Raw genomic sequence first — 25,811 nt, 5'->3', positions numbered from 1 at the left:
CACGTGCCTTCTTTCTCACGCAGTCTTGAAAAAGCCCTTCACCAAGCCCTGGCCTTTGCCAATGAACGGCAGCAGGAGTATGCCACGCTTGAGCATCTGCTCCTGGCCCTGATCGATGATCAGGACGCGGCAGCCGTCATGCGGGCCTGCAATGTCGATCTGGAGACGATCCGGCGCAATCTCGTGGAGTATATCGAGACCGAGCTGGACAATCTGGTCACAGACAATGACGAGGATTCCAAACCTACCGCCGGTTTCCAGCGGGTGATCCAGCGTGCGGTCATCCATGTCCAGTCGTCGGGCCGTGAGGAGGTGACCGGTGCCAATGTGCTGGTGGCGATCTTTGCGGAGCGGGAGAGCCATGCGGCCTATTTCCTGCAAGATCAGGACATGACCCGCTACGATGCGGTCAACTACATTTCCCATGGCATTGCAAAGCGCCCAGGCATGTCCGAGGCCCGGCCCGTGGAAGGGGCGGATGAGGAAGACATTCTGCCGGGCGCTGACGGCGAGAAGAAATCCAGCCAGAAGACCGATGCGCTGGAAGCTTATTGCGTCAATCTCAACGACAAGGCCTCCAGCGGCAAGATCGACCCGCTGATCGGCCGGGACAGTGAAATCCAGCGCACGATCCAGATTCTGTGCCGCCGGTCCAAGAACAACCCGCTGTTCGTGGGAGATCCAGGCGTTGGCAAGACCGCCATTGCCGAGGGTCTTGCCCATCGGATTGTCAATGGCGATGTGCCTGATGTGCTGACCGAAGCGACGATCTTTTCCCTCGACATGGGGTCTCTGCTGGCCGGGACACGCTACCGGGGCGATTTCGAGGAGCGGCTGAAACAGGTCGTGAAGGAAATTGAGGACTATCCGGGCGCGGTGATGTTCATCGATGAAATCCACACGGTCATCGGTGCGGGCGCCACCTCCGGCGGGGCCATGGACGCATCGAATTTGTTGAAGCCGGCTCTGGCTTCCGGTGCGATCCGCTGCATCGGCTCGACCACCTACAAGGAATACCGGCAATTCTTCGAGAAGGACCGGGCGCTGGTGCGCCGGTTCCAGAAAATCGATGTCAACGAACCCTCGATCCCCGATGCCATCGACATTCTGAAGGGGCTCAAGCCCTATTTCGAAGACTTCCACAAGGTCCGCTACACCCATGATGCCATCAAAACGGCGGTCGAACTGTCGGCTAAATATATTGCCGACCGGAAGCTCCCGGACAAGGCCATTGACGTGCTGGACGAAACCGGCGCGTCCCAGATGCTGGTGCCCGAAGCCCGCCGCCGCAAGACGATCGGTGTGAAGGAAATTGAAAACACCATCGCCACAATGGCGCGGATTCCACCGAAATCCGTCTCCAAGGACGATGCGGAGGTGCTGGAAAATCTGGGTAAGGATCTGAAGCGGGTTGTTTATGGCCAGGACAGTGCCATCGAAACTTTGGCCTCGGCGATCAAGCTGGCCCGGGCCGGACTGCGTGAGCCAGACAAGCCCATCGGCAGCTATCTCTTTTCCGGTCCCACCGGGGTCGGCAAGACTGAGGTGGCCCGCCAGTTGGCGTCTTCGCTTGGCGTGGAGCTGATCCGGTTCGACATGTCGGAATATATGGAGCGGCACACGGTGTCCCGCCTGATCGGCGCACCTCCGGGCTATGTCGGTTTCGACCAGGGCGGTCTGTTGACTGACGGGGTCGACCAGCACCCCCATTGTGTGCTGCTGCTGGATGAAATCGAGAAGGCCCATCCGGATCTCTACAATATCCTGTTGCAGGTGATGGATCACGGCAAGCTGACCGATCACAACGGCAAGCAGGTCGATTTCCGCAATGTCATCCTGATCATGACCACCAATGCGGGCGCGGCCGACATGGCCAAGATGCCGGTCGGATTCAACCGGGTGAAGCGCGAAGGCGACGATGCGGAGGCGATCAACAAGCTGTTCACGCCGGAATTCCGCAACCGTCTCGATGCGATCATCCCGTTCGGCAACCTGCCGAAGGAGGTGGTCTACAAGGTTGTCGAGAAATTCGTCATGCAGCTTGAGGTCCAGCTTGCGGACCGCAATGTGACCTTCGAGCTGACCGATGAGGCGGTGAAATGGCTGGCCGACAAGGGTTATGACACCCAGATGGGGGCCCGGCCGCTCGGGCGGGTCATTCAGGAGCATATAAAGCGCCCGCTGGCCGACGAGGTTCTGTTCGGCAAGCTGAAAAAGGGCGGTATGGTCCGTGTGTCCGTTTCCGAAGATGGCAAGGGTCTGCTGTTGGAAAGTGTCGAGGAACGGGCGACGCCGCCCAAACCGAAGGCCAAGACAGAGACCAAGGCCAAGCCGAAGCGCCGACGCAAGCCGGCCGCCAAGGCAACTGCAGCCAAACCGTCCAAATCAACCGGTGGCAAGGGCGGGTCGTCGAAGAAAAGCCTGGTGCCGAAAGTGCCGCTCGCCGATTGATCCGGCCCTGCCGGATAAAGAAAACCCCGGATTGCTGTCCGGGGTTTTTTTTATGCTCCGGAGGCAGGGGGCCTGAGCGGGGCCGGTGTTAGAGCATCGTGCGTTAAGCAGGGAGCAACCGTTTGAGCGAAGGCTGAGCATCATTCCAGAAATGTGTTTGTTTCCGGTTGGATAGGTTTCTATCAGGTGAACTTGGTCATAGGCTTGGGCAGCACGATACAAGGAGTTGACGATGTCTGAAACGAAGGTTGCCCTGATCACGGCTGGCGGATCCGGAATGGGGGCAGCGGCGGCCCGCCGCCTGGCGGCGGACGGCATGAAGGTTGCGATCCTGTCGTCCTCCGGCAAGGGGGAGGCGTTGGCCAGGGAGTTGGGAGGTGTCGGCTTTACAGGGTCCAATCTGGTGCCAGAAGATTTAAAGGCTTTTGTCGATAACTCAATGGAAGCTTTTGGAAGAATTGATGTTCTTGTCAATTCTGCAGGCCATGGTCCCAAAGGTGACATTCTGGAGATTTCCGACGAGGACTGGCATCGCGGCATGGATTATTACCTGATGAATGTCATTCGGCCGAGTCGTCTGGTGGCACCGGTCATGGCCCGGTTGGGCGGTGGCACCATCCTCAACATTTCCACCTTCGCCGTCTTTGAACCTGACCCTATGTTCCCCACTTCGGGCGTGTTCCGGGCCGGGCTTGCCAGCTTCACAAAGCTCTTTTCGGACAAGTTCGCCCCCCAGAATGTGCGCATGAACAACGTGCTGCCCGGCTTCATCGACAGCCTGCCGGAAAAGGACGACCGGCGCGAGCGCATCCCGATGGGCCGCTACGGCCAGATGGAAGAAGTTGCCAGCCTGATTTCCTATCTCGCCAGCGACGCAGCGGCCTATATGACCGGCCAGAACATCCGTATCGATGGCGGGTTGACCCGGTCGGTTTGAGCCGAACGCGATCACCTTCTGAGGTCCAGGACATCTTTCAAGCAGGACGTCGCACCCTCTCTGCCGCATCCTGAAGGAACGCGCGAGCGCTGTCTCGAAGGATCGTCCGCTTGCTCTGAATAGTCTGGCCCGTCCTTCGAGACAGGCCTTTCAGGCCGTCTTCAGGATAAGGTGCCGCGCTTGGCGGACACCTTGGAATTGTCTTGTTCCGGGCCGTCCTGGACCTGGCTCCGGACCCCCGCATGGCGTTTTGGCAAGAGGCGGCAAAAGGCTTGGAGGACTGCTCCGGAGAGGAACGCCTCTGGACAGCCTTCCTGCAAGAAGCTAAGGCTGCCTTATCAAAGTGCCCTTTCGAGTCTTCTTCACATGACAGTCTCCCGGGGGAGTCCCCCGTCTCAACCAGCTGATGAGCCGCCCTTGCCGGGACGCCGCTGGTTTTTGCTGGGCGCACGCGCAGCCGTTTCGATCCCGGCCTTGATCCTGACAGCCGCCTTTGTCGGGTATGCCGGACTGGCGCGGGAAACGGGGCTGTCCCTTCCGGAAACCCTGGCGATGACCGGTTTCATCTGGGCCCTGCCGTCCATCGTCCTTCTGACCGGGGCGCTGTCGTCCGGCATGGGGCTGATCCCGGCTGCCATTGCCGTTGCGCTGGCCTCGGTCCGGCTGATGCCCATGACCATGGCGCTGATGCCAATGGTCAAGGTGCCGGGCAAAACCAAAACCTGGCAGCTCCTGATCGCGTCCCATTTTGTTGCGGTGACCGCCTGGGTGTTTGCCATGCGCAGTCTGCCGGAGCTGCCCCGCGAGGCCCGGCTGCCCTATTTCACCGGCTTTGGCAGTGCGGTGACCAGTTTTGTCTTTTGCATGACGGGCGCGGCCTATCTGGCGGTGGAGCGCATGCCGGATGTGATCGCCGGAGCGCTGGTGCTCCTGACACCGGTCTATTTCCTGTGCTCGCTCTGGGGAGCGGCGCGGCTGTCGCTCGACAAGGCCGCCATGGTGGCCGGGCTGGTGCTCGGGCCGTTGTTTTTTCTCTATCTGCCGGGGCTCGATCTTCTGTGGACCGGTCTTGCCGGGGGCACCGGAACTTATCTGGTACTGCGGGTTTTGAGGAAGGGGCGGGCATGAGCGGAACTGGACTTTCCGCCACCTGGTGGTGGCCATATGTGATGATCCTGGTGGCCGGGTGGCTGGCAACGGATGTCTGGCGCTGGATTGGTGTTTTCGCCAGCGGCCGCCTGCGCGAAGACAGCGAGCTTCTGGTGTGGGTGCGCTGTGTGGCCACAGCGCTGGTGGCCGGGCTGATTTCAAAGCTCATCTTGTTTCCCCAAGGGGTTTTAGGGGAAACGCCCATGTGGTTGCGCATTGCCGCTGCCTGTGCCGGGTTTGCAGCCTTTCTGGCCGGGCGTCAGAGGGTGATTGTCGGGGTTCTGGTGGCCGAAGCCTTTTTGATGGGCGGCTGGTGGCTTTTGGATCTACTCGTGCGGTGAATTTGAAACATTGAGTTGCTCGTCAGCTTCAGGTCACTAGGCTGATCTCACAAAACGTCTTGAAGGCTGGAGATCAAAATGACGGATCAGGTCGAACTATTTTACGCCCCGCAGACCCGGGCGACCGGTGTGCGCATTCTGCTGGAAGAGCTGGGCGCGTCCTATAAGCTCAATGTCATCAACTTCAAGCTTGGCGAGAACCGGGAGCCGGAGTTTCTGGCTATCAATCCGGCAGGCAAGGTTCCGGCGGTGCGCTGCGGGGAGGCCGTGGTGACCGAGCAGGTGGCGATCTATCTTTATCTCGCAGACCTTTTTGCTGAAAAAGGCCTGGCGCCTGCGCTGGATGACCCGCTCCGGGCCGCCTATCTGCGCTGGTTCGTCTATATGGCGTCCTGCTATGAGCCGTCCCTGGTGGACCGGGCCATGAAGCGGGAAGAAGCGCCCCATGCCATGTCACCCTATGGCAGCTTTGATATGGTGATGTCCAACATGCGCGTCCAGCTGGCCAAGGGGCCTTATGTGTTGGGGGAGAAGATGACGGCGGTTGACGTGATCTGGGCCATGGGCCTGCGCTGGGGCATGATGTTCGGTCTTGTGCCCGAACATGCAGAATTCCAAGCCTACACGGACCGGTTCCTGTCCCGTCCTGCGGCTGTCAAGGTGCTGCAGGAAGATTCCAATCTGGCCAAGGAGCATGAAGAGGCAGCCCGCCAGGCCGGGCTGCTCTGATGGAGGCACTGGTCATCTGATCGACCAAGAAAGCGCTCTTGAAGGGCAGCTTTGGTTTTAAGCTGAAGCCAGGGCTGCCCGGATTTTTTCCGCCTGGGCGGCCAGCATTTCATTGTCGGCCATCTCGCCCGTGTGGGGTTTCAGGGAAACCCCTTCGAAGCGCGGAATGACATGGACATGGGTGTGGAAGACAACCTGTCCGCCGGCCGATTCTGAGAATTGCTGGATGGTGGTGCCATCCGCCCCGAAAGCCTTGATCACGGTAAGGGCCATTTTCTGCACCGTGGCCATGACGGCAGCAAGATCATCCGGAGCAATGTCGAGAATATTGCGCGACGGGGCCTTGGGGATCACCAGAATATGGCCGTCGCCCCGGGGCATGATGTCCATCATCACAAAGGTCTGATCGTCTTCAAATACCTTGTGGCTGGGCAGCTCGCCGCGCAGGATCTTGGCGAACACATTCTGATCGTCATAGGCGGGGATGGTCATGTCTTAGAGGTCCTGTCTGGCTTAACGGGCCGGCATCTTGCCGCCGTGGGCAAAGACGAATGCCAATCTCAACGGATAGAGCCCGATCTGACCGGTTTCTATCCATTGAGGTTGGTATAGTCTCAGACCGTTCTTCCGGGCAAGAGGCCTGTGCCCCGGTTTTCACCGGGGCACAGGGGCAGGCCGCGAGCGGCAAGGGGACGCCCGGATCAGGCAGCGTTGGTGGCAAGTCCTTCCCCGGCCACCAGTTCGGAGACCCCGGCAAAGTCGATCTTGCCGGTTCCAAGCACAGGGACCTTGGCAACAACCCGCACTTCGGCCGGGATCATGAGATCCTGGGCGCCCCGGTCTTTCGCAGCTTTTAGGAAATCACTCCGGGACGCTTCGGCGCATTCGGTGATCAGGATCAGTTTCTCCCCCTTGCGGGGATCCTTGATAGCGGTGACCGCTGACAGTTGATCCGGCCAGACCTGTGCGGCAATCGCTTCGACTGCGGCGAGCGAGACCATTTCGCCGCCGATCTTGGCGAAGCGCTTGGCCCGGCCCTTGATGGTCAGGAAGCCGTCTTCATCAATGGCGACAATGTCGCCCGTATCGTGCCAGCCGCTGGCCACCGGTTCAATGACGCCGGGATTGTCGGCTTTCAGATAACCGGCCATCACATTGGGGCCGGAGACCAGCAACCGGCCGCCATCGTCCACACCCGGCACCGGTTCGAGGCGCGACACCATGCCAGGCATGAGTTTGCCCACAGTGCCCGGCTTGCTGAACATGGGCGTGTTGAGCGCGATGACAGGCGAGGTCTCCGTCACTCCGTACCCCTCCAGGACCCGCACTCCGAACCGGTCCATGTAGGTTTGCCGGGTTGTTTGTTTCACGGGCTCGGCGCCTGCAAAACAGTAGCGCAGGGAGCGGAAGTCATAGGCGTGGGCCACCCGTGCATAGCCGTTCAGGAAGGTGTCCGTGCCGAAAAGGATCGTTGCGTTGGAACTGTAAATCAGTTCGGGGATGATCCGGTAGTGCAGCGGTGAGGGGTAGAGATAGGTGGGCACTCCGGAAATCAGCGGGAGGATCGTGCCGGCGGTCAGGCCGAAGGAATGGAACATCGGCAGCACGTTGAACACCTTGTCGGAGGCGGAAAAATCGATCCGCGACGCCGCCTGGTTGGCGTTGGCCAGAATGTTCTTGTGGGTCAGTACAACCCCTTTGGGCGTGCCTTCAGAGCCGGAAGTGAACAGGATGACGGCCGTGTCACTGCTGGTGCGGCGGACCAGCGGCCGGTTGCGGGAGAGCGCGCCGCGCAGTTTGTCGGCAAGGCCGATCTCCTCGCGCAGCTCGTCAAGCCAGACCAGTTTCACATGGGGCGCAAGCCCTTCTGCCAGATCCTCCAGTTTGGCCTGACGCAGGAAGGCCCGGGAGGTCAGCACGGTCTGGATCCTGGCTGTCCGGCAGGCCGACAGCACGTTTTCCAGACCGGCAGTGAAGTTGATCATGGCAGGCACCTTGCCGGCGGACATGGCCGCCAGAACCGTGACGGCCGAGCCGTTGGCATTGGGCAGCATGATGCCGAGCGTGTTCTCCCCAGGTGTCAACGCCAGGATCTTGCGGCCCAGAACAGCGGCGCCTGTCAACAGTTTGCTATAACTGAGAGCGCCGGAGATCGGGTCTTCCAGTGCCGTCTGGGAGGAGCCGCGTTCCTTGGCGGTGGCAATCAGCTGATCCAAAATCGTCTTGTCTTCGGCCAGGCTGGTCTCGAACATCAGCTCCGACATGATCTGGTAGAGCGCACTCCCCGCCGCGATCCGGCGTTTTCGGCCCTTCAGATCTTCCGGCAAGTCCAGGTGTTTGGGCTCCATGATGGTCACCTTCACTTTCGGAAACAGGCGTTTGCGGATCTGGTAGGGGTTCAGATAGGAAAAGGGGGTCTTTTCCAGACCGTCGATGCGGATCGGCACAATCATCGCGCCGGTCTTGTCCGCGACCATGGCCGCCCCGTCATAGACCTTCATCAGGGAGCCGGTGACCGTCAGGCGGCCTTCGGGAAAGATCACCATCGGTTCGCCGGATTTGACCACCTTGATCAGGGAACGGGTCGCCAGCGGCTTGGCCGGGTTGATCGGCAAAGCATTGGCCAGCCGGAGGAAGGGGCGGACCCACCAGCGCTGCGCAACAGTGTAGTCGATGGCAAAGGTGGGGGTGCGGTCCGTCAGGGTCAACGCCAGGCCGGCATCCAGGTAAGAGACGTGATTGAGCGCCAGAATCGGTGCCTCGCCTGCCTTTTCCAGGTTCTCAAGTCCTTTGATCTCAACCCGGAAGATGGCCCGGTAGAGAATGGTGATCGCATCGCGCAGCGGATTGGTCGGCAAGGTCTTCAGCATGAGGACGGCGGCCAGTGCATTCAGGCCGCCAAGGGTTGCCATGATCACGGGAATGGAGACACCGGCTTTTTGGGCTCCGGCCAGGGTGAGGCCGCCAAGGGCCATGATGGCTGCACCAAGCGCGTTGGACCCGGCAATGCGGCGGGCACGGCTTTTCGGGTCTGCCCAGGTCTGCAGGGCGGTGAAGGTGGGCACCACCAGAAGGGCGCCCGCAATGGCAAGGCCGGCCATGTCGATGGTCAGGCGCCACGTGCCCTGACGGCTCAAGAAGTCCACAAGACCGGCGGCCGGAACCGCCTCCGGCAGGGTGGACAGGGTCCAGGCGATGTCGGCGCTGAACAGGGCCACCAGCAAGGTGCCGGCCGGGGCGGGCAGAAGCACGACGCGGCCAGCCGAGAGCCAGGCGGCAAGGGCCGAGCCAAGGCCGATGGAGATGGCGAAAACGGTCAGGAAATAGGTGACGGCAGTTTCATCGCCGCCCAGCATATCCTTGACGATCAGCGGCAGCAGCGCCAGCACGATGGAGCCCGCGAGCCAGAACCAGCCATTCATCAGGGCCACCTTCAAGAGACGGCGGTTGCTGGAGAGATCAGACAGAATTCTCCAGGTGGAGGTCAGGATGTTCCAGTCGACTTTCAGATCGGGAGAGGCCGCGGCCGCGTGCGGGATCTGCCGGCTCATGCCGTAACAGGCCAGGGCCAGGGCCATCATCATGGGGTCAAAGATCAGCGCCGGCGCCCCTGCTGCAAAGATCAGCCCGGCCGAAATTGTCCCGCCCAGAATGGCCAGAAAGGTTCCAGCTTCAATCCAGGCATTGGCCCGGGGCAGCTCGTCGGCCTCCAGATGTTCCGGCAGGAGACCGTATTTGACCGGGCTGAACAGGGCGGACATGGCGCCGAACAGGAAGAGGGCGGAGAAGAGAACAACCAGGGAGCCTGTTGCCATACCGGCGATGGCAAGCCCGGCACCGGCAATTTCGACCGCCTTGGTGCGCCTGGCCAGGATCGACTTGTCGTATTTGTCGGCCAGTTCACCGCCCAGGGCGGACAGGAACAGGAAGGGGGCAATGAAAATGGCGCCTGCCAGGGCAATGAGGGCGCCGGACGCGCCGGTGCCGTCCCCTGCGGCTGCCACCTGAAACAGCACCAGAAACACCAGCGTGTTCTTCAGGAAATTGTCGTTGAAGGCGGATAGGAACTGGGTCCAGAACAGCGGGGCAAATCGCTTGGAGGTTATCAGGGGGGTACGCATGGTCGGTGTCTTTCTCCGGTGGCAAGGGCGGCTGGTGCCAGCCGCCCGTTCGCAATCTGGATCAGCCGTGATCCGGCTTGCTGATGTCCATCAGCAGTTTTTCGGTTTTGGCCTCTTCCAGCCGGTTGTGGAACTTCTCTGCTTCATCCCTGTCCCGCAGCGTCTTGGTCAGGGTGACGGCCGTGTGAACCAGCATAAGCGAAGCCATGGCATAAAATCCCTTGGCTGAGAAGCTGGCTTCCAGATTGTAGATGCCAAGCGCCATCATGATGGCGGCGACCGCAAAGCTGAGGCCGGTGAAAATCATCCAGTTGCTGGATTGTTTGATCTGATTGTCCTGCATGGTGTGTCCTTTCCTTAGTGCTTGTCTTCAATCAACAGGGGCAGGTCCGCCTTAAGGCGGGCCAGAACGTCGTCTGCCCGGACGCGGACCGGGGCGCCACAGCCTGCGTCCGCCAGTTTTTCGATCACCGCATCTGGCCGGTCGGCTGGGGTGAGGGCGGCAAATTCCAGGTCTGCAAGTTGCTCGCGTTCCTGGAATTCGGTGATTTCTTCCAGCTGTTCTTCCGCACGCGACAGGGCCGACTGGCCTGCAATTGCACCCATGGACTGGGCTTTGTGCATCTGCTGGCGAACTTCAGCTGTCCGTTCGCCCCGTTTCAAGGCCCGCAGCCGGGCCTGGGTCCGGTGTAGCTGGTCGGTCAGGGTGAGCAGGTCCTGATCGAATGCGCGGATCGAGGCTTCAAGCGCGGTCTTTTCGTCTTCTTGAACGGCGATGGCTTCCGCCGCTTCGCGGGCGAGCTGTTCAGCGCCTTGCAAAAGGGCATTGCGGGCCCGGTTTTCCAGGTCTTCGACGGAGGCTGTCAGCTGGCGCAGACGCTTGCGGTCCATTTGCTGTTCGGCCTTCGCCTTTGCAAGCGCGGCCTGGGCGGTGCGGACTGCAAAGGCGGCTGTGCGGATGTTGGTGTCAAGGCACTGAAGCGACCTGTCGTCACCCGGTGGGACACCGGTGCCGGCCAGCAGGGCCTTTATCTGACTAAAAAATGGTTCGAGCATTGGGATCTCCTAAAAATGAACATTGTTCACTATTTGACAAAGCCATAACTTTCAGGTTAGGTCAAGAAAAAAATGAACTAAGTTCACTTTTGTGCGTGAGGCGTGGTAAATGGCTGGAACTCAAAAAGCAAAAAGTGAGGAAACGCAGCGGCGGGTTCTGGAGGCGGCCGTGAAAGCGGTTGAGGCCGGGGGGCTTGACGCACTGCAGATCCGCAAGATCGCCGCCGAGGCGGGCTATTCGGTCGGCTCGGTCTATAAACATTATGCCGATCAGGAGGCTCTGGTGACCGCCGTTGACACGGTAACCCTGGCACGTATCAAGGCGGCCATGGCCCAGGCTGTGGACGGGGTTGCAGATCCGCTGGAGCAGCTCAAGGCGCTGGCGCGAGCCTATCTGGCCTTTGCGCGTGAGCACAGCAACCTCTGGCGGACCTTGTTTGACCTGAAACTTGTGCACGGAACCGCGACGCCGGAAATCCACATTCAGGAACTGGTCGATCTTCTGGCCTTTATTGGCCGTCCTTTGCGGCAGCTGGAAACGGGGCTGGACGGGGACGCGCTGGCTGCGCGCACCCGGACCTGCTTTGCCGCGCTCCACGGTCTGGTGACCATCAGTCTGGAAGACCGGTTTGTCGGCCTCTCCGACGAAACGCTGGAGCGGGAGATGATGTTTCTGGTGGAACGGTTGGCGGGAAAATAGTGAACCGACAGCCCTTCCTTATATTCCGTATCTCTATGTCCCGCAAAAGGTCTGGTAGGGACCGAAGTCCTTGGGGGCCGGACGGGCATAGGCCTCTTGGCCGGGCTGTATATCAAACGGCTTGGCCAGAACGTCCAGCAAGGCACGGGCGGGGGAATAGTCGCCCTCATCGGCGGCTTCAAGCGCCGCTTCAACCTTGTGGTTTCTCGGGATATAGGCCGGGTTGGTCCGGTTCATCCGCGCTGTCAGCGTTTCGGGGGCGGGGCTTTCCCGAGTCAGCCGTGCCTGCCACCGCTCCAGCCAGGGATCAATCTGTCCGGGCTCGTCAAAGAGCGCCCGCAGAGCCGCTGTCTCTCCACGGGCTGCGTCCGCCAGGTGGCGGAACACCAGGGTATAATCGGCCTGCCCCGCGTGCATCCGGCTCAAAAGATCCTCGGCAAGGGACTTATCGTCCTTCTCGTCACCTTCCAGCCCTAGCTTGGCCCGCATGCCGTCCAGCCAGTGGCCGCCGTAGAGTGCCGGGAACCGTCCCAGTTCGGCGCTCACCTCCTCAACAGCCGCATCCGGATCGTCCGGGTTGACCAGGGGCAGCAGGGATTCGGCCAGACGGGCCAGGTTCCACTGGGCAATCACCGGCTGGCGGCCAAAGGCGTAGCGCCCGCCATGGTCGATGGAGCTGAAGACCGTGGACGGGTCGTAGGTGTCAAGGAACGCGCAGGGGCCGTAATCAATCGTCTCCCCGGAGATCGTGGTGTTGTCCGTGTTCATGACCCCGTGGATGAAACCGGTCAGCACCCATTTGGCCACGAGAGCGGCCTGCCGCCCGAGCACTCTTGCAAAGAACGCCGTATAGCGCTTTTCCGCGTCGAGAAGGTCAGGGTCGTGGCGGGCAATCGCATAATCGGCCAGCTGGCGCAGCTTCTCCGTTTCCTGGCGGGCGGCGAAAAACTGGAACGTGCCGACCCGCAAATGGCTGGCGGCCACCCGTGTCAGGACCGCACCGGGTTTGGGACCATCCCGGTTGATGGTTTCCCCTGTGATCACGGCTGCCAGGGCCCGCGTTGTCGGGATGCCGAGCGCGTGCATCGCCTCGCCAATGATATATTCGCGCAACACAGGGCCGATGACGGCTTTTCCGTCACCGCCCCTTGAAAACGGGGTCGGGCCGGAGCCTTTCAGCTGAATGTCCCGGCGTTTGCCGCTCCGGTCCAGCACTTCCCCCAAGAGGAGCGCACGCCCGTCGCCCAGTTGCGGGGAAAATCCGCCAAACTGGTGGCCAGCATAGGCCTGGGCCAGGGGCGAGGCCCCGTCCGGTGCCTTGACGCCCGCAAAAATGGTGGCGCCGTCTGCGGTCTCCAGAGCCTCGGCATCAAGACCCAGCTCTGCGGCCAGCGGGCGGTTGAAAAAGACAAGTGCCGGGGCCGGTACCTTGGCGCCTTCCCAGGGCACATAAAAGCCTTCAAGCTCCCTGGCATAGGAGTTGTCGAACTGGAAAAGCGGCGGTCTGGCGGTCATGTCCTGGGTCCTGGCATGAGGGACGGCGGTCCTATAAGGGCCTCAAGGCCTACATATAGAGCCCTTGCCGGGCACATTGAACCATTGGGTTTTGGGCTGAATGCGAAAAGCCACCGGATCCAGGGTCTCCTTGCAGAGACCGGACCCGGCGGCTTTCATTCCCGGACAATCTTCAGAGGCTGGGGAGCCAGAGCGCCAGGGGCGGAAACAGGATCAGCAATCCGACCAGCAGCAGCGAGCACAGGATGAACGGAATGGCTGACGTATAGATGTCCCGCATGGTCGTGTCCGCAGGAGCGACCCCTTTCATGACGAACAGCAGCAGGCCAAAGGGCGGTGTTGTGAAGCTGATTTCAAGGCCCAGCAGCATGATCAGGCCGAACCAGATCGGGTCGAAGCCAAGCGTATGGGCGAGGGGGAAGAAGATCGGCACGGTCAGCATCATCATGGAGATCTGTTCCATGAACATTCCGAGCAGCAAGAGCACTCCGAACATCACCAGCAGCATGGCCACAGGGGCCAGATCAAAGGACGTGGCCCAAGTGACCAATCCGCTGGAGGCTCCGGAAAAGGCCAGCAGCTGGCTGAAAGTCGCCGATCCGAACACAATCAGATAGGCCATCAGCGTGACCCGCATGGCTCCGATCACGGAGGCCTTGACAGCCTCCCAGGTCAGGCAGCGGTAGATGATCCCGAGGATCAGCACCCCAAGCGCTCCGAAAGCAGCGGCTTCCGAGGGGGTGACGATGCCGTCAATCATCAAAACCACGATGATGATCATGACGCTGATCATCGGGATGATGTCGGTCGCCAGCAGCCGCAGCTTCTCCATGGCCGACATGGGGGTGACGGAATAGGCCGGCGCGGCGTCGGGATCGAGCTTCGTCTGCAGGAAGATCGTGCCCACATAAAGGGAGGCGAGCAGCAGGCCGGGCAGAATCCCGGCAATCAGCAGCGCTGATACATCGATCTGGGCGAGCGTGGCCAGCAGCACGGCAAGGGCCGACGGCGGAATGATGATGGCCAGACCACCCGTGCCCAGGATCGGGCCAATGCTCATGTGTTTTTTGTAGCCGCGCTGGTTCATCTCCGGAACCATGAGTGAGCCGAGCAGGGCAGTGGAGCCCATGGACGAGCCGGACAGGGTGGAAAAGGCGGTGCCGCCCAGAACGGTGACATAACTGAGGCGGCCGGGCAGGCGGCCGAGCAGCTTGTCGATGGCGTTGAACATGCGCCCACCCAGCCCTGTGTGGAAGAAGATTTCCCCCATCAGCAGAAACAGAGGAATGGGAACAAGGGCGAATTTCGTCAGGGACCCGAGCCCGTTGTTGAGGAGCTGGGCGACCCCGCGGTCGCCGCCCATAAACATCCAGGCACCGACAATATTGGCTGCTAGAAAGGCCAGGGCCACGGGCATTCCGATGGCCATCAGGACCACGATTGTGCCCAGCAGCAGGGCAAGTGCTTCATACCATTCCATCAGCCGTGAATTCCTGCTTTGCCTGAATGCAACAGGTCGGACCCGAACACAAAGCGGCTGAACTCAACAGCCATGACCGTGAAGCTCAAGGGAAACGCGATCGTCAAGATCCACTTGGGGAAATAATAGGCGCGCACGTCATAGTCGCCCCTGTCGATATTGGTGAGGAACAGCTCCAGCCCCTTCCAAGCCAAAAGGGCGCAGACGAGCACACACAGGACCGCCACCAGCCGGCTGACCACACGGCGGACCGGGACGGGCAGATAGGCGGTCAGAAGTTCGATATGCACATGTCCCTTTTCGCGCACCAGCCAGGGGGCGCCGAACATGGTCATGTAGAGAAGGCCGTATTCGGCTGAGGTGAACAGCCATGCAAAGGGCTGAATGCCGATATTGCGCATGGCCACAGAGACGATAATGGAGATCATCAGCCAGACAAGAATGATGCCGGACAGGCCTGCCATTGCATAAAGCAGTGCATTGTAGGCGCGGGAGACGAGTACCATGCCGTTTGTGCCTTTCACATGAAAAGGTCCGCGGCAAAGCCGCGGACCAGGTCGATACGCGGTGCGCGATTATTTGTCCGCCGCAGGATCGTAGTAGAGTTCGATCAGACGGTCGTAATTTGCGTCGCCACCGGGCTGTTCAGCCATGAGCTTTTTCATGCGCTCCCAGGTTTTTTCGCGCGCAGCCGCCAGATAGTTGGCCTTGGCTTCGCCCTCCAGCGAGATAACCTCCATGCCTTGCCCGGCAAGGGCCTTGAAGTCTTCATCCCGCTTTTGGTGGAGCGCTTCAACACTTTCTTTCTCGTGCTGGATTGCTACATCCTGAAGGATCTTGCGGGATTCCGGGCTCAGGCTGTTCCACTTGTCCAGGTTCACGATGACACCGAGGTCCGTGGAGAAGAAGCAGGGTTCGATGCGGTAGTTGAGGAACTCGTTCCACTTCAGGTCGATCAGGCCGATCTGGGTCCAGCCGGTCGCATCGACGATGCCGCGCTGCAGGGCGTTGTAGACTTCGCCGGTCGGGATATCGATCACCTGTGCGCCGAGATAGTTGGAGAAGAAGGCGTTATAGACCGCGTTGCCGCGCAGGCGCAGACCCTCGACCTTCAGGTTTCCCTTGTCATCGAATTCCGGCTTGTTGCGGGTCCAAAGGTTGTAGCAGACGCCGCTGTCGAACCAGCCGAGATATTTCACGCCCATCTTTTCCTGATGGATCTGGTCCATCAGTTCGGTGCCGCCATTCTGGCGGGTTTCAACCGCTGTCAGATTGCTGGCCACCATGGCGTCCTTTTCCGGCACGGTGCCGCCATAAAACGAGCCCGGTGTATAGACCATGTCCACGATGCCATCGCGCAGGGCGTCGGGCTGCTGGAACATGCCGATAGCTTCCGGGCCGCCGCGCACTTCGATCCGGACCACACCCTTGCCCGCTTCATTCACCTTGTCCACGAAGGACAGGAAGCTTTTGGTGTAGATCAGGGTCTTGGGAAAGGCGTGGACGGCCGTCAGGACGTCTTCGGCATGGGCCAGCGGGGCCGCCAGCAGGGTCGAACAGCCAAGAAGGCCGGCGAACAGAAGGTTTTTCATAAAGTGGACTCCGTTTTTCGGAGCGGAAAGTTCCGCCCCCTCCGAATGGTGGATGGCAGTTGCATCCATATTTGGACCGTTTGACGGCCTCATTGACGTTCAGCCTGATGGGGCCGGCCAGATCCAGGGCGCGGTTTTTTGCCTCTCTTTTTGAAATGTCGTGATGCGCCCGATTTCAGAACGGGTCAGGTCGATATCGTCCCAACCCATGATGAGTTTTCGTTGCCGGACCGGATCGATCTCAAATGGAATCGCCCGGCCGGACGCGGTGATGGTGCGTGTATCCAGATCCACCTTCAACTGTTGAGGTGACGGCAGCATGGCAATCAGCTCTTCCACCGTCTCTTCCGGCAGCAAAGCGGGCAGAAGGCCGTTATTGACCGCATTATTAGCGAAAATGTCGCCGAAACTGGGGGCTATGACAGTTTTGAAACCGGCGTCCACAAGCGCATAGACCGCCGCCTCCCGGGAGGAGCCGCTGCCGAAATTGCGCCGGGCGACAAGCACGTTGGCGGCTGGAAACAGATTCAGCGGATGGTGCTCAAGCAGCACGCCCGCTGCGTCACGCCGGTGATCATGCAGCAGATATTGCCCATAGCCTTCCGATCGCGGCGTGGTCATGAACCGGGCCGGAATCAATTGATCCGTATCGATGTTTTCGTGGGGAAAAGCCACTGCAAGGCCGTCATGCAGGGTCCATCCGGCCATCAGAGGCTCCTTCCCGCCAGCAGCGCGCGCGGATCGGAAATCACACCGGTGACGGCGGCGGCAGCGACCATGGCCGGTGACATGAGGTGGGTCCGGGACCCCGGGCCCTGGCGGCCCTTGAAATTGCGGTTGGTGGTGGAGGCGCAGCGAGCGCCCGGGGCCACCGTGTCGCCGTTCATGGCAACGCACATGGAACAGCCCGCTTCTTCCCAGCTGAGTCCTGCTTCGGTGAAGATCGCGGCCAACCCTTCCTGTTCGGCCTGGGCGCGCACCAGCATGGAGCCCGGGGCGACCCGGCCGGGCACCTTGGCCTTGCGGCCCTTCAGCACGGCGGCAGCGGCTCTCAAATCATCAATCCGGGCGTTGGTGCACGAGCCGATAAAGACCTGATCCACGGGAGTCCCGGCAATCGGCGCCCCTGGCGCAAGACCCATATAGTCAAGAGCCGCCTTGACCTGTTCGGCCCGGGCTGGCTCCAGCGCCGCCGGGTCCGGCAGCGTGTCAGTGACCGGCACGGCCTGTTCCGGGCTTATGCCCCAGGTGACTGTCGGGGCCAGATCGGCAGCGTCCAGCGTCTGCTCGGTGTCATAAGCTGCCCCGTCATCGCTGGTCAGCATGGCCCAGGCGTCCACGGCCCTGTCCCAGTCGGCATCATCCGGGGCATAGGGTCTGCCCTTCAGATAGGCCAGCGTTGTGGCATCCGGTGCCACCATGCCCATGCGGGCACCGCCCTCAATGGACATGTTGCTGAGGGTCATCCGGCCTTCCATGGACAGGCCCTCGATGGTGCTGCCGGAATACTCCACCGCATGGCCACGCGCATTGTCGGCGCCAAAGCGGGAAATCCAGTTGAGGGCGATGTCCTTGGCGGTGACGCCCGGGGGCAAGACGCCGGTCACCTTGACCCTGAGCGCTTTCGGTTTGACCTGCCAGATGGTCTGGGTCGCCAGAACATGGGCCACTTCCGTCGCCCCGATGCCAAAGGCGAGCGCACCAAAGGCACCATTGGTGGAGGTGTGGCTGTCGCCGCAATTGATTAGCATGCCGGGCAGGATGAGGCCCTGTTCCGGGCCAACCACATGGACAATGCCCTGGCGGGGATCGTTTAGGCCGAACAGGGGCAGATCATGGCGCCGGGCGTTGGCCTCCAGCGTGGTAATCATGTGCCGGATGGCCTCGTCGCCAAGATCATCCCGGTTGCGGGTCGGCGCATAATGGTCGACAACGGCATAGGTCAATGCCGGGTGGGCGACGCTCAGATTTTGTGCAGCCAGCTTGGCAAAAGCATGGTGCGAGCCTTCATGAACCAGATGCCTGTCGACCCATAGCAGCGACGCGCCATCTTCCCGGCGGCTGATCTCATGGTCGTCCCAGAGCTTGTCCAGGAGTGTGCGCGGAGACGTGTGGTTCATTTCTGGCCGGCTCCGGCGCTGACACGCGGGGCCCAGGATCTGGACAGGCCGTCGCCAACCCGGTTGAGGGCCATGTCCAGACGGAAAAGATCCGGCCGGTAAAGCGCCGAAAGATATTCCACACCGCGGCCTTGCTCATCCAGAACCACCCGGTCTAGGGCGAGCAGGGCAGAGCCGACAGAGATGTCCAGCGCCTCGGCAACATCCGGCGCGGCGAGGGTTGCGGTCACGGACTGCTGGGCGGCTTCAATTTTCACACCGCTGCGTTCGAGAAGCTCAAACAGCGGGGTCGAGGCCAGATCGGCCTCAGAATAATTGCGCGCGACCGCCTCCGGGACGTAGGTTGTCAGATGCGAGAACGGCGTGTCACCGGACAGGCGTATGCGGGTTGCAACCTGAACCTTGGCGTCACGGGCCAAGTTCATGGCCTGACGGACCGGTTCCGGCGGATGCTCATAGGAAAACGATAGGAGCCGGGCCATGGTGGACCGGCCCATCTCTACAAGCTGGGGCATCAGCGTTGCGAAATCGGCGGAGATCTTCTGGTTGGCCTCCGGTTTGCTGCGCACCTTGGTCCCGCTGCCGACGCGCCGTTCAATCACACCGTCGGAATCAAGCGCTTCCAGAGCCCTGCGGATGGTGACGCGGGACACGCCGTGGATGGCCGCGAGCCTTTGTTCGCCGGGCAAAAGCGATCCGTCCGCATGAACCCCGCGCGCGATTTCATCGCGCAAAAGCAGGTATACTCTGCGGGCTTTCCCCCCTTCGGGCAGCTCTGCATTGGCAGTCACGGTCAATCTATACTCCTGTTGGACCCATGGAACCATATCACGGCCAACAATATAGGCAACAATTTGTATTTCAAAATCAAGTCCAAATGTTTTTATTGATCTTTTAAATTTGTATTATAAAAAATACAGATCAGATCTGGATGGGGGCACGAATCCCTGATAGCCAGGTGAAGAACAGCGCGAAACGGGAGTTTTCCAGCGGTATGGCGGCAGATATTGATCCGGTAACGCTTGCAGTCCTTGCAGGCCGAATGGAGCAGATCGCAGATGAAATGGACGCGACCCTGTTCCGCAGTGCGTTCAATCCGATCATTGCGGAAGCCCATGACGCGAGTCACGGGCTCTATCATGCCGGAACCGGCGACACACTTGTTCAAGGCAAGAATGGCCTGCCGATCTTTGTTGGTGTCATGGCCTTCGCGGTCAAGGCGGTGATCGATAAGGTCGCGCGCGATGGAGGCGTTCAGGATGGAGATATTTTCATCTTCAACGATGCTCATCTGGGAGGCACCCATTTGAGCGACATGCGCCTGGTGAGGCCGTATTTTCATGACGGCAAGCTGTTCTGTTATCTCGCCTCGGTCGGTCACTGGCATGATGTGGGCGGCGCGGTTCCGGGCAACTACAATCCGGAAGCCACTGATGCGTTTCAGGAGGCCTTCGTCCTGCCACCGGTCAAGCTTGCAACTGCTGGGGTTCTGAACACAGACATAGTTGACATTTTGAAGCGGAACACGCGTCTGCCGCAATCGGCCATGGGTGATCTCAACGGCCAGCTTGGCGCGCTGGATCTGGGCGTGAAGCGTATGGATGAACTTTTGGGCGAATATGGCCAGGAGGTCACGTCGTCCGCGCTTGCAGCCCTTGGGGACCGGGCCGAAAGGCTGATGCGGGCCGAACTGGACGAGCTGCCCGATGGCTGCTGGACGGCCGAAGATTTCCTCGACAATGACGGTATCGAGGACACGCCTTTGCCGATCAAGGTGGCGCTCTCTGTGGCGGGCGACAGGATGGTGCTGGATTTTGCGGGCACAGCGCCCCGGTGTGCGGGGCCGGTGAACATTGCCCTGCCGACGGCGATCGCCACGGCCTATGTGGCCATCAAGCATATTTTTCCGGCACTTCCGGCCAATTCCGGGGTCATGAGGCCGATCGACGTGCGCATCCCGGAGGGCTCTATGCTGGCGGCGGAGTTTCCGGCAGCCGTGGGCGGCTACACGGAAACCATCTTGCGCATGATCGACGTGATTTTCAGCGCGTTTGCCAAGGCCGCGCCCGAACGGGTTCCGGCCAATGCCTATGGCACCATCAATGCGCTGTCGATTGCGGGCAAGAAGGCCAATGGCCAGCCCTGGGTGATGTTCAGCTTCTATGGCGGCGGCCATGGCGGCTCGGTGGAAAGCGACGGCCTCAACCATGGCAATGCACCGATTTCTACCGCAACGATCCCGCCGATGGAAATTCTGGAAGCGGCGTATCCTGTCATGTTCCGCCAATGGGGGCTGCGGCCGGACTCCGCCGGAGCCGGACAGCACCGGGGCGGTGTCGGTGCGGTTTATGAAATCGAAGTGCTGGAAGAAAACGGTGCCGATGTTTTCCTCTTCGGGGAACGCGGCAAGTTTGCGCCCAAAGGCGTTGCCGGGGGAGCCGACGCGGCGGTCAACGGCTTTTCTTATGAAAACAATGGCACCTGGCATGTGCCCCCCATGGTGTCCAAGATGAGGGGCATCCGTCTGGAACAGGGGGAGGGCGTGCGCTTGGAAACGCCCGGCGGCGGCGGCTACGGCGCCCCGGACAAACGTGATCCGGCCCTGGTGCGCCGGGATGTGACACAAGGACTGGTGAGTGAAGAGGAAGCCGTGAAGCTCTACGGCTCCTCCTGGAAGGAAGCGCAGACATGAGCGTCGGCAAGATGGTGGGTGTCGATGTCGGCGGCACCTTTACGGATATTTTTGTGCTGGACGAAACAACGGGCAAGGTCACCGTCAACAAGGTGCCGACCAGCCGCCCTGACCAGTCCGCCGGGTTTCTGGACGGGATCGGCCAAAAAGTAGCCGATCTTTCGGAGATTGCCGTGGTGGTCCATGGCACGACGGCAGGCACCAATGCGCTTCTGGAGCGCAAGGGCGCGCGGACCGGGGTGATCACCACCGAGGGCCTGCGCGACATTCTGGAAATGCGCCGCCGCGACCGGCCGAGAACCTGGGGGCTGCGCGGCGACTTCACTCCGGTTGCGGACCGGGAAGACCGGATCGAAGTGCCCGAGCGCACCCTGGCCGATGGCACCATCCGCACACCTGTGGATTTGGCGGCGGTGCGGGCGGCGGCGCAGACGCTGAAGGAAAAGGGCTGCCTTGCGGTTGCAGTCCTGTTTGCCAATGCCTATGCCAATCCGGCCAATGAACAAGCAGCCGTTGCGGCGGTGCGGGAGATCTGGTCGTCTCCCCATGTGTCGGCGAGCCATGAGATCCTGCCGGAAATCCGGGAATTCGAACGCTTTTCAACGACTGCTTTGAATGCCTATCTGCAGCCGGAAGTGTCCGGTTATCTGAACCGGCTGGAAAACGCACTGACCCGGGGCGGCTTTGACGGCGAGTTCATGATTGTCCAGTCAAACGGCGGCGTCATGACCGTTGAAACCGCCTGCCACTATCCGGTGCGCACGGCTTTGTCCGGCCCGGCGGCCGGGGTGACGGCCGCCGCCTATATCGCCGAGACCGCCGGTTTTCCCGACATCATCACCGGGGATATGGGCGGCACCAGTTTCGACGTGTCGCTGGTGACCGGCGGCCAGTCCATGCTGTCGCCGCAGACGTCCATCGATTTCGGCATGGTGGTGCGTACGCCGATGATCGAGATCACCACCATCGGCGCGGGCGGCGGGTCGATTGCCTGGGTGGACAAGGGTGGTCTTCTGAATATTGGCCCGGAAAGCGCCGGGGCCAATCCCGGTCCGGCTGCCTATGGGCTCGGCAATGACCGGCCCACTGTGACCGACGCCAATATCGTTCTGGGCCGGATCGATCCGGACAACCCGATTGGCGGCAAGCTGGACCGTCTGGATGTGGACGCGGCCCGGCAGGCCATCAGCACCCATGTGGGCGCCCCTCTCGGCCTTGATCAGGAAGCTGCAGCGGAGGCGATTTTGAAAGTCGCCAACAGCCGCATGGCTGGGGCGATCCGCCTGGTAAGCATTGAGCGCGGCTTTGATCCAAAGAAATTCGCCTTCATGCCATTTGGCGGTGGCGGTGCTCTCCATGCCGGGGCGATGCTGGCCGATGTCGATATCGGCCGGGCCATTGTCCCGCGCTATCCCGGGGTTACCAGCGCCATGGGCTGTGTGATTGCCGACATGCGCCAGGATTTTGTGCAGACTTTCAACAGTCTGCTCGAAGGTCTAAGCGAAACGGATCTCAAACATCACATGCAGGATCATACGGACCGGGGTCTTGCCCTTCTGGAAGCGGCCCGAAGCCGGTTCGAGGCTCGGGATCTGATGTTCGAGCTGGACATGGCCTATGTGGGCCAGACCCACACCGTTCCGGTGGCCATTCCTTTCCAGTGGGATGGGGACCGGATCGTGCCGCCAAGTCTGAGCGAGATCGCGGATGCATTCGACAAGACCTATCAGGACACGTATGGGCGTCTTCTGGACAACGGGCTGCGCCGGGTTCTGAACCTGCGCAGTGCAGTGATCGGGCGGCGGCCGAAATTCAGCCTGGAAACGCTTGCGCCTGACCAGCATGGGAGGGCAGAGCCCAAATCCCGCCGGAAGGTCCATTTTGACGGTGCCTGGCATGAGACGGCCATTTATGACCGGCTGAGCCTTCCCATTGGTACGGTCATAGACGGACCGGCCATTCTGGAACAGGCCGATACGACCGTTCTGATCGAACCGGAGCTGACCGCCCGTGTCGACCGGTTCGGAAATACGATCATTGAACGAAAGGGGCGCCCGTGATGACCGATCTGTCCTTTGTCGATCCGTCCCGGACGGCGCTTTTGACCATCGATCTGCAAAACGATTTTCTCCATGAAAAGGGGGCCTATGGCCGCGCGGGGCAGAGCTCTGAGGCGATAGCGGCTCTGCCGGAGCGGATCCGGCCGCTGCGCGATACGCTGAAGGCGCTTGGCGGGGTCTATATATCCGCCCAGTTCACTCTGGTGCCGGGGCCGGAAGGCGAGCCACTGATTGCCCCCCATTTGCAGAAGCTGCGGCCCTTTCTCGGAAAGGGGGATTTTGCGCCCGGCGCTGTCGGGCACGCTGTGGTCGACACCCTGGCACCTGCCGATTATGTGGTTGAAAAAGTGGCCTATTCCGCTTTCTACCAGACCCGGCTGGAATACATCATGCGTGCCATAGGCATTGACACATTGATTGTCGGCGGGATCGTCACCAATGGCGGCGTGGCCTCGACCTTGCGCGATGCTCACTTGCGCAACTTGGAAACCGTCATGCTGAGCGACGGCTGTGCGGCTTTCAAGCCTGACGTGCATGAGGCCACGCTTTTGTCGTTGGGAACGGTGACCCATCAGGCGACCTGCGCCGAGGTGCTGGCTTATCTGGAGGGTGCGGTATGACCCTTTTGCAACGGTTGAATCAGGACAAGATTCTTGTTGCCCCGGGCGTCTATGACGGCTTGACCGCGACTCTCGCCCAGGCGGCGGGATTTGAATCGCTCTATCTTTCCGGCGCGGCTGTTGCCTATACCAAGCTTGGACGCCCCGATATCGGCCTGACCAGCATCAGCGAAATGGTCCAGGTCATGGAATTGATTTCCGACCGGGTCGATCTTCCGGTGATCATGGATGCTGACACCGGCTTCGGCAATGCCCTGAATGCCCAAAGGACCATGCGCCTTTATGAAAAAGCGGGGGCGTCTGCGCTTCAGGTGGAAGACCAGACCTTTCCCAAGCGCTGCGGCCATCTGAAGGACAAGACGCTGATCGCGCCGAAGGAAATGGCCGGGAAAATCGCGGCCATGGCCGATGCCCGCCGCTCTGACGACACGCTGATCATCGCCCGCACCGATGCCATTGCGGTGGAAGGTTTTGACCAGGCGGCCGAACGGGCCGAGCTCTATCTGGAGGCGGGCGCCGATGTGCTGTTCATCGAAGCGCCGCGCTCGCGCGAGGAACTCTCTGCCGTTGCGCAGCGCTTTGCCGGGCGGGTGCCGCTTCTGGCCAATATGGTGGAAGGCGGTGAGACACCGATCAGTGGCGCGCAGGATCTGGAACAGCTCGGGTTTTCCGTGGTGATCTTTCCTGGCGGCATTGTGCGCGCGCTCGCCTGGGCGGCCAAGCACTATTATGCCAGCCTGCATCTTGCGGGCAGCAACCGGCCCTTTGCGGACCGGATGCTGGATTTCAACGGCCTGAATGCGGAGCTGGGCACGGACCAGCTGCTGGCTGAGGGCAAAACTTATGAGGACTGGGATGGCTGAGATCCGGTCCGCGGAGGGCGTTTCCTTTGACCTTGAGGTGGAAACCCTGATCATCGGGGCGGGGGCCTGCGGGCTGGTGGCCGCTCTTGCGGCGGACGAAGCCGGACAGGAGGTTCTGGTTCTGGAGGCAGATCCGGTGCCCCGCGGTTCCACCGCGCTGTCGGCCGGGCTGATCCCGGCGGCCGGAACCCGCCTGCAGCAGGCCGCCGGTATCAACGATTGTGCGGCGCTGTTCGCCGACGATATCCGCCGCAAATCCAAAGGGGAAAACCTGCCAGACCTGGAGACAGCGCTGGCGGGCGGGGCCGCTGGTGTGGTCGACTGGTTGGCCGAGCGCCATGATCTGCCCCTGTCCGTGGTGGATGACTTCGACTATCCCGGCCATTCCCGCCGCCGCATGCACGGCCTGCCGTCCAGATCCGGAGTCGAGCTGATCGATGCGCTGCGCGCGGCCTGCGAACAGCTGCAGCTCGACATTATTTGCGAGCGCCGGGTGAAAACGCTTTTCCTTGGCAAGGATGCCGGGCCGGAGCAATCGGGCCGTATCGCCGGGGTCGCTGCCGTTCGTCCGGATGGGGAAGAAGAGAAAATTGCCTGCCGCAAACTGATCCTGGCCTGCAACGGCTTTGGCGGCAACCGGCAGATGGTCCGCGCGCATATGCCGTCCATCAGCGAGGGGCTCTGGTTCGGCCATGACGGCAACCGGGGCGAGGCAGTCGGCTGGGGCCGTCTGCTGGGAGCCGGGCTGAAGCATCTCGGTGCCTATCAGGGCCACGGCAATGTTGCCCATCCCCATGGCATCCTGGTCACCTGGGCGGTGATCACCGAGGGCGGCATTCAGGTTAATCTCAACGGGGAGCGGTTCTGGAACGAGGCCGAAGGCTATTCGGAAGCTGCCCGAAAGGTACTGGCTCAGCCGGAAGGGATTGCCTTTTCCGTCTTTGACAGCCGCATCGCGGCGGTTGCCCGCCAGTTCGAGGACTTCAAGGAGGCGGAAGCCGAAGGCGCGGTGCTGAGCGCAGACAGTCTGGACGAGCTGGCCTGCCTGATGGGCGTCCCGGCTGGCGCCCTTGAAACCACGCTGTCCGGTCTGCCGGAGGAGGGGCCTGACCGTTTTGGCCGCTGCTTTGCCGGAGCGCCCCTGTCACCGCCCTATTGCGTGGTGAAAGTCACCGGGGCGCTGTTCCACACTCAGGGCGGTCTGGTGACGGATGGCACCGGGCGCGTGAAACGGGCTGATGGCAGCCCCTTTGCCAATCTCTATGCCGGGGGTGGTGCCGCCTGCGGCGTCTCAGGCGCAGGCGACAGTGGGTATCTGTCCGGCAACGGCCTGCTCAGTGCGGTGGTTCTGGGCTTCCGGGCAGGTCAGGCGCCGGTGCCGTAAG

Annotated in this window: 22 protein-coding genes; 11 read left to right on the top strand and 11 right to left on the bottom strand. The window is 61.2% G+C overall.

All coding sequences use genetic code 11. The features are described from left to right. Window positions 1–3: 3 nt before the first annotated feature. The 5 genes from clpA (at window position 4) to ACXAIC_RS11110 (ending at window position 5,607) form a co-directional block, all read left to right on the top strand. Window positions 4–2,451, top strand: a complete 2,448-nt coding sequence (gene clpA / locus ACXAIC_RS11130; protein WP_475177997.1) for an ATP-dependent Clp protease ATP-binding subunit ClpA — start codon at window positions 4–6, stop codon at window positions 2,449–2,451. Window positions 2,452–2,683: 232 nt separating this feature from the next. Continuing rightward, the gene (locus ACXAIC_RS11125) at window positions 2,684–3,388 is read left to right on the top strand and encodes an SDR family oxidoreductase (protein WP_475177992.1); all 705 of its coding nucleotides are present in this window, start codon (window positions 2,684–2,686) and stop codon (window positions 3,386–3,388) included. A 417-nt stretch (window positions 3,389–3,805) separates the two neighbouring features. After that, window positions 3,806–4,516: an AzlC family ABC transporter permease gene (locus tag ACXAIC_RS11120; RefSeq protein ID WP_475177986.1), complete on the top strand. Its 711-nt coding sequence runs from the start codon at window positions 3,806–3,808 to the stop codon at window positions 4,514–4,516. Further along, the gene (locus tag ACXAIC_RS11115; protein ID WP_475177983.1) at window positions 4,513–4,878 is read left to right on the top strand and encodes an AzlD domain-containing protein; all 366 of its coding nucleotides are present in this window, start codon (window positions 4,513–4,515) and stop codon (window positions 4,876–4,878) included. Before ACXAIC_RS11120 ends, ACXAIC_RS11115 begins: the two co-directional genes overlap by 4 nt. Before the next feature lie 78 nt (window positions 4,879–4,956). Continuing rightward, window positions 4,957–5,607 carry a glutathione S-transferase family protein gene (locus ACXAIC_RS11110; RefSeq protein WP_475177977.1) on the top strand — a complete coding sequence of 217 codons (651 nt, stop codon included), beginning with the start codon at window positions 4,957–4,959 and terminating at the stop codon, window positions 5,605–5,607. Window positions 5,608–5,664: 57 nt separating this feature from the next. Here ACXAIC_RS11110 and ACXAIC_RS11105 read toward each other — a convergent pair whose 3' ends face one another. From ACXAIC_RS11105 to ACXAIC_RS11090, 4 genes are all read right to left on the bottom strand, one after another. Further along, entirely contained in the window at window positions 5,665–6,099 is a 435-nt protein-coding gene (locus ACXAIC_RS11105) for an HIT family protein (protein WP_475177971.1), read from the bottom strand. Window positions 6,100–6,308: 209 nt separating this feature from the next. Continuing rightward, a complete protein-coding gene (locus ACXAIC_RS11100) occupies window positions 6,309–9,728 on the bottom strand; it encodes an acyl-[ACP]--phospholipid O-acyltransferase (RefSeq protein WP_475177966.1) in 3,420 nt (1,139 codons plus the stop codon). A gap of 61 nt (window positions 9,729–9,789) precedes the next feature. Then, the gene (locus tag ACXAIC_RS11095; protein ID WP_475177962.1) at window positions 9,790–10,071 is read right to left on the bottom strand and encodes a YiaA/YiaB family inner membrane protein; all 282 of its coding nucleotides are present in this window, start codon (window positions 10,069–10,071) and stop codon (window positions 9,790–9,792) included. A 14-nt stretch (window positions 10,072–10,085) separates the two neighbouring features. Beyond that, window positions 10,086–10,784 carry a PspA/IM30 family protein gene (locus ACXAIC_RS11090; protein WP_475177957.1) on the bottom strand — a complete coding sequence of 233 codons (699 nt, stop codon included), beginning with the start codon at window positions 10,782–10,784 and terminating at the stop codon, window positions 10,086–10,088. Between the two features lie 109 nt (window positions 10,785–10,893). Here ACXAIC_RS11090 and ACXAIC_RS11085 point away from each other — a divergent pair, with 109 nt between their 5' ends. Beyond that, window positions 10,894–11,484, top strand: coding sequence for a TetR/AcrR family transcriptional regulator (locus ACXAIC_RS11085; protein WP_475177953.1), 591 nt, complete (start codon window positions 10,894–10,896; stop codon window positions 11,482–11,484). A gap of 33 nt (window positions 11,485–11,517) precedes the next feature. Here the strand turns inward: ACXAIC_RS11085 and ACXAIC_RS11080 are convergent, their stop codons facing one another. From ACXAIC_RS11080 to ACXAIC_RS11050, 7 genes are all read right to left on the bottom strand, one after another. Then, complete coding sequence (locus ACXAIC_RS11080) at window positions 11,518–12,999, bottom strand: protein adenylyltransferase SelO (protein ID WP_475177950.1); 1,482 nt, start codon at window positions 12,997–12,999, stop codon at window positions 11,518–11,520. A gap of 172 nt (window positions 13,000–13,171) precedes the next feature. Continuing rightward, a complete protein-coding gene (locus tag ACXAIC_RS11075) occupies window positions 13,172–14,479 on the bottom strand; it encodes a TRAP transporter large permease (RefSeq protein WP_475177945.1) in 1,308 nt (435 codons plus the stop codon). Further along, the gene (locus tag ACXAIC_RS11070; protein WP_475177939.1) at window positions 14,479–15,003 is read right to left on the bottom strand and encodes a TRAP transporter small permease; all 525 of its coding nucleotides are present in this window, start codon (window positions 15,001–15,003) and stop codon (window positions 14,479–14,481) included. Before ACXAIC_RS11070 ends, ACXAIC_RS11075 begins: the two co-directional genes overlap by 1 nt. Before the next feature lie 51 nt (window positions 15,004–15,054). Then, entirely contained in the window at window positions 15,055–16,071 is a 1,017-nt protein-coding gene (gene dctP / locus ACXAIC_RS11065) for a TRAP transporter substrate-binding protein DctP (protein ID WP_475177935.1), read from the bottom strand. A 99-nt stretch (window positions 16,072–16,170) separates the two neighbouring features. Beyond that, on the bottom strand, window positions 16,171–16,779 hold the full coding sequence (gene leuD, locus ACXAIC_RS11060; protein WP_475177932.1) for a 3-isopropylmalate dehydratase small subunit: 609 nt from the start codon (window positions 16,777–16,779) through the stop codon (window positions 16,171–16,173). After that, the gene (leuC, locus tag ACXAIC_RS11055; RefSeq protein ID WP_475177927.1) at window positions 16,779–18,191 is read right to left on the bottom strand and encodes a 3-isopropylmalate dehydratase large subunit; all 1,413 of its coding nucleotides are present in this window, start codon (window positions 18,189–18,191) and stop codon (window positions 16,779–16,781) included. The genes leuD and leuC overlap by 1 nt, the downstream gene beginning before the upstream one ends. Then, on the bottom strand, window positions 18,188–18,982 hold the full coding sequence (locus ACXAIC_RS11050) for a GntR family transcriptional regulator (protein ID WP_475178312.1): 795 nt from the start codon (window positions 18,980–18,982) through the stop codon (window positions 18,188–18,190). The genes leuC and ACXAIC_RS11050 overlap by 4 nt, the downstream gene beginning before the upstream one ends. Before the next feature lie 203 nt (window positions 18,983–19,185). Between ACXAIC_RS11050 and ACXAIC_RS11045 the strand changes: the two genes are divergently transcribed. From ACXAIC_RS11045 to ACXAIC_RS11025, 5 genes are read left to right on the top strand one after another with little or no spacing between them, the layout of a single operon-like run. After that, a complete protein-coding gene (locus ACXAIC_RS11045; protein WP_475177924.1) occupies window positions 19,186–20,883 on the top strand; it encodes a hydantoinase B/oxoprolinase family protein in 1,698 nt (565 codons plus the stop codon). Next, complete coding sequence (locus tag ACXAIC_RS11040) at window positions 20,880–22,943, top strand: hydantoinase/oxoprolinase family protein (protein WP_475177918.1); 2,064 nt, start codon at window positions 20,880–20,882, stop codon at window positions 22,941–22,943. Before ACXAIC_RS11045 ends, ACXAIC_RS11040 begins: the two co-directional genes overlap by 4 nt. Further along, entirely contained in the window at window positions 22,943–23,563 is a 621-nt protein-coding gene (locus ACXAIC_RS11035; protein ID WP_475177914.1) for an isochorismatase family protein, read from the top strand. Before ACXAIC_RS11040 ends, ACXAIC_RS11035 begins: the two co-directional genes overlap by 1 nt. Further along, window positions 23,560–24,426, top strand: a complete 867-nt coding sequence (locus ACXAIC_RS11030) for an isocitrate lyase/PEP mutase family protein (protein ID WP_475177909.1) — start codon at window positions 23,560–23,562, stop codon at window positions 24,424–24,426. The genes ACXAIC_RS11035 and ACXAIC_RS11030 overlap by 4 nt, the downstream gene beginning before the upstream one ends. After that, a complete protein-coding gene (locus ACXAIC_RS11025) occupies window positions 24,419–25,810 on the top strand; it encodes an FAD-dependent oxidoreductase (protein ID WP_475177904.1) in 1,392 nt (463 codons plus the stop codon). The genes ACXAIC_RS11030 and ACXAIC_RS11025 overlap by 8 nt, the downstream gene beginning before the upstream one ends. Window position 25,811: the final 1 nt, after the last annotated feature.

Source organism: Roseibium sp. AWQ4_254 (genome assembly GCF_056161025.1).
Note: the sequence above shows the minus strand (reverse complement) of the source record. Positions and strands in the feature narration are given on the sequence as shown.

Excerpts from the sequence above, each read along its gene's own strand:
- ACXAIC_RS11125 (WP_475177992.1), top strand. The coding sequence starts at position 2,684 with ATGTCTGAAACGAAGGTTGCCCTGATCACGGCTGGCGGATCCGGAATG.
- ACXAIC_RS11115 (WP_475177983.1), top strand. The coding sequence starts at position 4,513 with ATGAGCGGAACTGGACTTTCCGCCACCTGGTGGTGGCCATATGTGATG.
- ACXAIC_RS11110 (WP_475177977.1), top strand. The coding sequence starts at position 4,957 with ATGACGGATCAGGTCGAACTATTTTACGCCCCGCAGACCCGGGCGACC.
- ACXAIC_RS11105 (WP_475177971.1), bottom strand. The coding sequence starts at position 6,099 with ATGACCATCCCCGCCTATGACGATCAGAATGTGTTCGCCAAGATCCTG.
- ACXAIC_RS11100 (WP_475177966.1), bottom strand. The coding sequence starts at position 9,728 with ATGCGTACCCCCCTGATAACCTCCAAGCGATTTGCCCCGCTGTTCTGG.
- ACXAIC_RS11095 (WP_475177962.1), bottom strand. The coding sequence starts at position 10,071 with ATGCAGGACAATCAGATCAAACAATCCAGCAACTGGATGATTTTCACC.
- ACXAIC_RS11090 (WP_475177957.1), bottom strand. The coding sequence starts at position 10,784 with ATGCTCGAACCATTTTTTAGTCAGATAAAGGCCCTGCTGGCCGGCACC.
- ACXAIC_RS11085 (WP_475177953.1), top strand. The coding sequence starts at position 10,894 with ATGGCTGGAACTCAAAAAGCAAAAAGTGAGGAAACGCAGCGGCGGGTT.
- ACXAIC_RS11080 (WP_475177950.1), bottom strand. The coding sequence starts at position 12,999 with ATGACCGCCAGACCGCCGCTTTTCCAGTTCGACAACTCCTATGCCAGG.
- ACXAIC_RS11075 (WP_475177945.1), bottom strand. The coding sequence starts at position 14,479 with ATGGAATGGTATGAAGCACTTGCCCTGCTGCTGGGCACAATCGTGGTC.
- dctP (WP_475177935.1), bottom strand. The coding sequence starts at position 16,071 with ATGAAAAACCTTCTGTTCGCCGGCCTTCTTGGCTGTTCGACCCTGCTG.
- leuD (WP_475177932.1), bottom strand. The coding sequence starts at position 16,779 with ATGGCCGGATGGACCCTGCATGACGGCCTTGCAGTGGCTTTTCCCCAC.
- leuC (WP_475177927.1), bottom strand. The coding sequence starts at position 18,191 with ATGAACCACACGTCTCCGCGCACACTCCTGGACAAGCTCTGGGACGAC.
- ACXAIC_RS11045 (WP_475177924.1), top strand. The coding sequence starts at position 19,186 with ATGGCGGCAGATATTGATCCGGTAACGCTTGCAGTCCTTGCAGGCCGA.
- ACXAIC_RS11040 (WP_475177918.1), top strand. The coding sequence starts at position 20,880 with ATGAGCGTCGGCAAGATGGTGGGTGTCGATGTCGGCGGCACCTTTACG.
- ACXAIC_RS11035 (WP_475177914.1), top strand. The coding sequence starts at position 22,943 with ATGACCGATCTGTCCTTTGTCGATCCGTCCCGGACGGCGCTTTTGACC.
- ACXAIC_RS11030 (WP_475177909.1), top strand. The coding sequence starts at position 23,560 with ATGACCCTTTTGCAACGGTTGAATCAGGACAAGATTCTTGTTGCCCCG.
- ACXAIC_RS11025 (WP_475177904.1), top strand. The coding sequence starts at position 24,419 with ATGGCTGAGATCCGGTCCGCGGAGGGCGTTTCCTTTGACCTTGAGGTG.